A 4806-nucleotide genomic window follows, 5' to 3' on the forward strand; every position below is an offset into this window, starting at 1 on the left:
CATCAAGAATGTCGTGAATGACAGGCTGTCTCTGCAGTAGGTTGCGGCGCGCGGGGGAGTGAGGGAGACATGGGCGAGGCGGCTGAGCCTTTTCGGGGTATCGATGCGATCCTGGCATCCGAACTGGGGGCGCGGGCTCTGGAGCGCGCCTTGGCGCTCGGCTGGATCGACCTGCTTGCCGATGCCGCGCTGGAGCCTCGCGCCTTACCGAGCGCCGGCGAGCTGACCCCGACGGGATTGGCGCTGCTACTGGGACAGCTCAAAGCGATCGGGGTGATCGAAGGGGCGAGTTCCATCGGCCTGACCGCGCGCTTCCGACAGGTGCTTGAGGCGCGCGACCTCCTCGAAGCGCGGCTCTGGTTCCTCCTGGCGATCGCCAAGGATGTGCACGAGCGCTTTGCGCTGCTGCTTGCCGACCCGGGGGCATTCGTCCAGCAGGCCGAAGTGTTTCGCCTGTTTGACTATTCCAGGGCGCTGACGACGTCGCCGGAGCATCTGGCGGCAACCGCGCGCTGGGTCAGCTACACCACTGCGCTGACCAGGTACGAGGGCCCGCTCCTCAGCCCGATGCTGGGGCTCGAGACCGCGCGACAGCTGCTCGACGTCGGTGGCAATAGCGGCGAGTTCGCCCTGCACGTCGTGGCAATCCACCCGCAACTGAGCGCCACGGTGGTCGACCTGCCGGCGGTCTGCCAGCTCGGAGCGCTCAATATTGCCAATCGGCAGGGCGCCGAGCGGGTGACGTTCGCGCCGCGCGATATTCGCGCTGGGCGGCTCCCCGGGCCGGTCGACACCGTCGTGTTCAAGTCGGTGCTGCATGATTGGCCCGAAGACATGGCGGGGCGCTTCATCGGCGCCGCGCGTGAGGCGCTCTATCCCGGCGGGCGGCTGCTGATCGTCGAGCGTGCCCCCGAGTTGACGCTGGACCAGGCGATGCCGTTCTCGATGCTGGCCAACCTGGTGTTCCTGCCCTTCTTCCGGCCGGCCTCGGCATATGCCAAGCTGCTCGAAGCGCAGGGCTTCATCGTCGAGACGGTGCGCAACGTGGTGCTGGACATGCCGTTCCAGGTGATTGCCGCGCGCAAGCCGGCGGTCTGATCGGGGAAACGATGGCTGAGGGTGTCGCATTGCTGGACCGCCGGCCGACTGCCGCTGATATGCGGCGCTTCGTCGAGGCGCTCCGCGGTCCGCGTGTTACCGAGCGCTCGACGAAACTCTGGCCGGGGCGGCAATCGGCCGACCGCTTCCTCGTGACCTGCCAGCCGGAGGTGCTGGGGCCCGATCCGCGCCGCCGCTTTCGCGACATCGCCCTGGCGCTCGAGTGCGATCCGGCAGCGACCGAGCGCCTGCTGGCGTCGTGGGACCGGGTCATCACCGTGCACCTTGGCTGCGATGGGATCGATCCGCCGCTGTTCAAACTCTATGTCGAGTACGAGCTGGGCCGCTCCGAACGCTTGGACATCCCGGACGATACGATCTTTCTGTCGGCGAAATGGCGACCGGGGGGCGAGACCCATTTCTCGCGCTATCGGCACCTCGCTTACCCCACCAACGGGGTCGAGGCGCGTGAGGCCCTGCGCAAGAGCTTCGCCACGGATGTCGGGGAAATCTCGGCGGCGTTCACCGATCGGGTGCTGTCGGAACTGATCACCCCCCGGGGGCGCGTCGATGTGATGCTGGTCGAGGACGAGGACACGCCGCGCCGGTCGTTCGACATAAATCTCTATCGGGTCGATACGCCATTGGCGCGCCACCGCCGGGCATTGGAGGCGCTGTGCGAGGCCTTTGACCTTCCCGCCGCAGCGCCGCAGATCCTTGCTGACGGGGCAGGGACCATGCTTGGGCACATTGCCATCGGGCGCGACGCGACCGGGGCCGAGTTCGTCACGCTCTACTACGCAGCCAGCAAGCATGACCATCGCTGAGCCCCTCCCCGCCTCGCTCGCGGCCGAGGCCGGCGACCAGCTGGCCGATTTCTGCCTCTGGCCCTACGAGCCGCTGGCGCCGACCGCGAGAGGGCTGCGCAGCGAAGCCGTGCTGTGGGCCGCGGCGCAACTGGATCCCGCGGGGGGAAGGCTGCTCGCGGTGATCCGTGCCTTGCAGCACGAGCTTGGCCGGGGCCAGATCGTCTGGGGCATCAAGCAGGCCGGCGGGCGGCTGAGCTATGAGCTCTACTTCTACGACTATTCGCGGGCCGAGCGGCGAATGTCGCTGCAGCGGGTGCTTGCTTGCCTCGCGCCATTCGCGCCGAGCCGGCTGTCGATCCCGGACGAGCGCCCCTATTTCATGTTCTCGATCGACATCGAGCCGCAAGGGCTGGAGGCTCGCCGGCCGATCGACGAGGTCAATCTCTATTTCGGCAACCCAAGCACCGATCTCTCATCCGGCCTCTCCTATCGGCTGACTGCCGCGGGGCTGGAGTTCGCCAACCTCTACCACTTCTTCCACACGCGCGACGATGCGGCCGCCCTGCGCCGCAAACTCGTCACCTCGGCGCGCCTCGATGCTGCCGAGGGCGTCGCCGACCTGCTGCTCGATCCGCACAAGCTCGGGGTGGTCACGGTAATCGCCAACAAGCGGCATTCCGATGGCGTCTACTATTCGCGTGTCCGGGCGTCGCAGATGGCGGATTTTGTTGTCGAACACGGCTATCCGTCGCCTCTGGTGAGCTTCGTGCAAGCCCATCTCAACCGTTTCGAGCATCTCTATTTCGATCTGGGCGTCGACTATGCGATGGTGGATGGCAGGCTGGAGGTCTCAAAGACCGCGGTCTATGGCTTCGCCTGAAGGGCGTGAACGGCATGGGACGCTACGACAACGCCAGCTACGTGTCTGCGACACTGGAGTTCCGGTGCAACCTGCGCTGCGTCCACTGCATGATCGAAGGGACCATGGACCGGCTGCAGCCGGTGTCGGACGACGCCTTCGAGCAGGTGCTGCGCCGCAACCAAGCGAGCCGGCAATATAGCGGGCTGATCATGACCGGCTCGGAGATCACGCTGCGGCGGGATCTCCCCGATCTGGCGCGGCGCGCCCGGGCCGCCGGCTTCGAGCACATCCGCATCCAGACGCACGGCATGCACCTGAGTCGCCCCGGCTACGCCGAGCAGCTGATCGAGGCGGGGGTCGATGAGTTCTTCGTCTCGGTCGCCGGCAGCGACGCGACGACCCATGACGGCATCACCACGATCAAGGGCTCGTTCGACAAGATGATTCGGGGGATGGAGATCGTCTCGAGCTTCCCCGGCACCGCGATCATCACCAACACCGTGGTCACTGAGCGCAGCTATCGCCTGCTGCCCGATGTGGTCGATGCGCTCCAGGGCATCGGAGCGCTCAGCCAGATGGAGTTCTGGCACTATTTCCCGATGAGCCGGAGCGATGACAAGCTGCTGCTGGCGGACTATCGGTTGATCGTGCCCTACCTCAGGCGGGCCTGCGAGCGCGCCGACGCGCGCGGCATCGCGGTGGAGATCAAGAATGTCCCGCAATGTCTCCTCGGCCAGGACGACTGGCGCCTCGACAACGGCCAGGCGGCGCTGCTGATCGACCCCGACTTCTGGATCGAGTTCGACAAGAACGGCTTCTATCGCTGCCCGCACCGGGAACGTTGCGCATCCAAGGCCTGCCTGGGGCTGACAGAGGCCTATATCGCGCGTTTTGGCGACATGGCGGGTGACCTCGCCCCCTATGCGTCGGCGAATTAACCACCCGTTAATTTTATCCCGGTGCGCTTTTATCACTGCGCCCCGCATTATTTACACTAGTTCGTCAGCGACAGTTGAATATGTCATGGCGCGTTGCTAGGCATTGCGGGTTGGTCGGCCCGGAGGGAACCGGAACGTTTTGGCCAACGCCGAGGGGGCGCATACTTGGCCAAACAGTTATTGATTTACGAGACCGCTACGCCGGTCAATCGCGGCCGTCACGCCAATTTGGCGGTCAAGACCGGGAACGATTTCAGTTTCGCGGCGAATGTGAACTCGGTGCCGCTGATGGTGGCCGAGTTTTCGCAGGTCGCCAACGAGATGGCGATCGTATTCGCCGGCAGTGGCGAAGACGTCATCCCGGCAGTGCTGCTTGGGATACGTGAGAACGAGAACCTTTTCATCGACGACAAGGGCAAGTGGCTGGGCAAGTACGTCCCGGCCTTCCTGCGGCGTTACCCCTTCGTGTTCTCCTCGAGCGATGAGGGGCAGAACTTCACCCTGTGCATCGATGAGTCGTTCGAAGGCGCCAACAATGACGGGCGCGGCGAGCGGCTGTTCGACGCCGACGGCGAGCAGACCCAGTACCTGAAGAGCGTGCTCGGCTTCCTCCAGGCCTACCAGGTGCAGTTCCAGCGCACCAAGGACCTGTGTGCGCGCCTGCGCCAGTTCAACCTGCTCGAACCGATGCAGGCGCAGTTTACCCTCCCCGATGGCCGCAGCATGATGCTGTCGGGCTTCGAAGTGGTGAGCCGCGACCGGCTCAAGGCGATTTCCTCCGAGCAGCTCGCAGTGCTGTTCGGTTCCGACGACCTGGAAGTCATCTATCTCCACCTGCAATCGCTGCGGAACCTGCAGGCAACTGCCGGGCGGCTCGGCGTGGCGCCGGCCGAACCCAGTGCGGCGACCGCCCCAGAGCCGGTCGCGCCGTAGCGAACTAAACCCGCGGGGGGCGCCCGCGGGACGGCCGAGTTCCGTTTGCGGCTCGGATAGGCGACAGCAAGGATACCCGCGCGTTGGCGGGCATCCTGGTGACGTAGTGCGTAACTAGCATTGCAACATCCGTCGGTGCGCCATGGCGTGCCGGACAGGAGTCATA

General features: G+C 65.4%; 5 protein-coding genes. All 5 read left to right on the forward strand.

The features are described 5' to 3' along the window. The first annotated feature begins 69 nt into the window (after nucleotides 1-69). Nucleotides 70-1098 carry a methyltransferase gene (locus ASC89_RS03270; RefSeq protein WP_055994500.1) on the forward strand — a complete coding sequence of 343 codons (1029 nt, stop codon included), beginning with the start codon at nucleotides 70-72 and terminating at the stop codon, nucleotides 1096-1098. Nucleotides 1099-1109: 11 nt separating this feature from the next. Next, nucleotides 1110-1925, forward strand: coding sequence for a hypothetical protein (locus ASC89_RS03275; protein WP_156384480.1), 816 nt, complete (start codon nucleotides 1110-1112; stop codon nucleotides 1923-1925). Then, nucleotides 1912-2787: a hypothetical protein gene (locus ASC89_RS03280; protein WP_055994508.1), complete on the forward strand. Its 876-nt coding sequence runs from the start codon at nucleotides 1912-1914 to the stop codon at nucleotides 2785-2787. The genes ASC89_RS03275 and ASC89_RS03280 overlap by 14 nt, the downstream gene beginning before the upstream one ends. 14 nt (nucleotides 2788-2801) lie before the next feature. Then, entirely contained in the window at nucleotides 2802-3707 is a 906-nt protein-coding gene (locus tag ASC89_RS03285) for a radical SAM protein (protein ID WP_055994513.1), read from the forward strand. Between the two features lie 165 nt (nucleotides 3708-3872). Next, nucleotides 3873-4640 carry a SapC family protein gene (locus ASC89_RS03290; protein WP_055994516.1) on the forward strand — a complete coding sequence of 256 codons (768 nt, stop codon included), beginning with the start codon at nucleotides 3873-3875 and terminating at the stop codon, nucleotides 4638-4640. Nucleotides 4641-4806: the final 166 nt, after the last annotated feature.

This window comes from Devosia sp. Root413D1 (genome assembly GCF_001425235.1).
Lineage (GTDB): Bacteria > Pseudomonadota > Alphaproteobacteria > Rhizobiales > Devosiaceae > Devosia_A.

Coding starts and splice junctions, on each gene's coding strand:
- ASC89_RS03270 (WP_055994500.1), top strand. CDS start 70: ATGGGCGAGGCGGCTGAGCCTTTTCGGGGTATCGATGCGATCCTGGCA.
- ASC89_RS03275 (WP_156384480.1), top strand. CDS start 1,110: ATGGCTGAGGGTGTCGCATTGCTGGACCGCCGGCCGACTGCCGCTGAT.
- ASC89_RS03280 (WP_055994508.1), top strand. CDS start 1,912: ATGACCATCGCTGAGCCCCTCCCCGCCTCGCTCGCGGCCGAGGCCGGC.
- ASC89_RS03285 (WP_055994513.1), top strand. CDS start 2,802: ATGGGACGCTACGACAACGCCAGCTACGTGTCTGCGACACTGGAGTTC.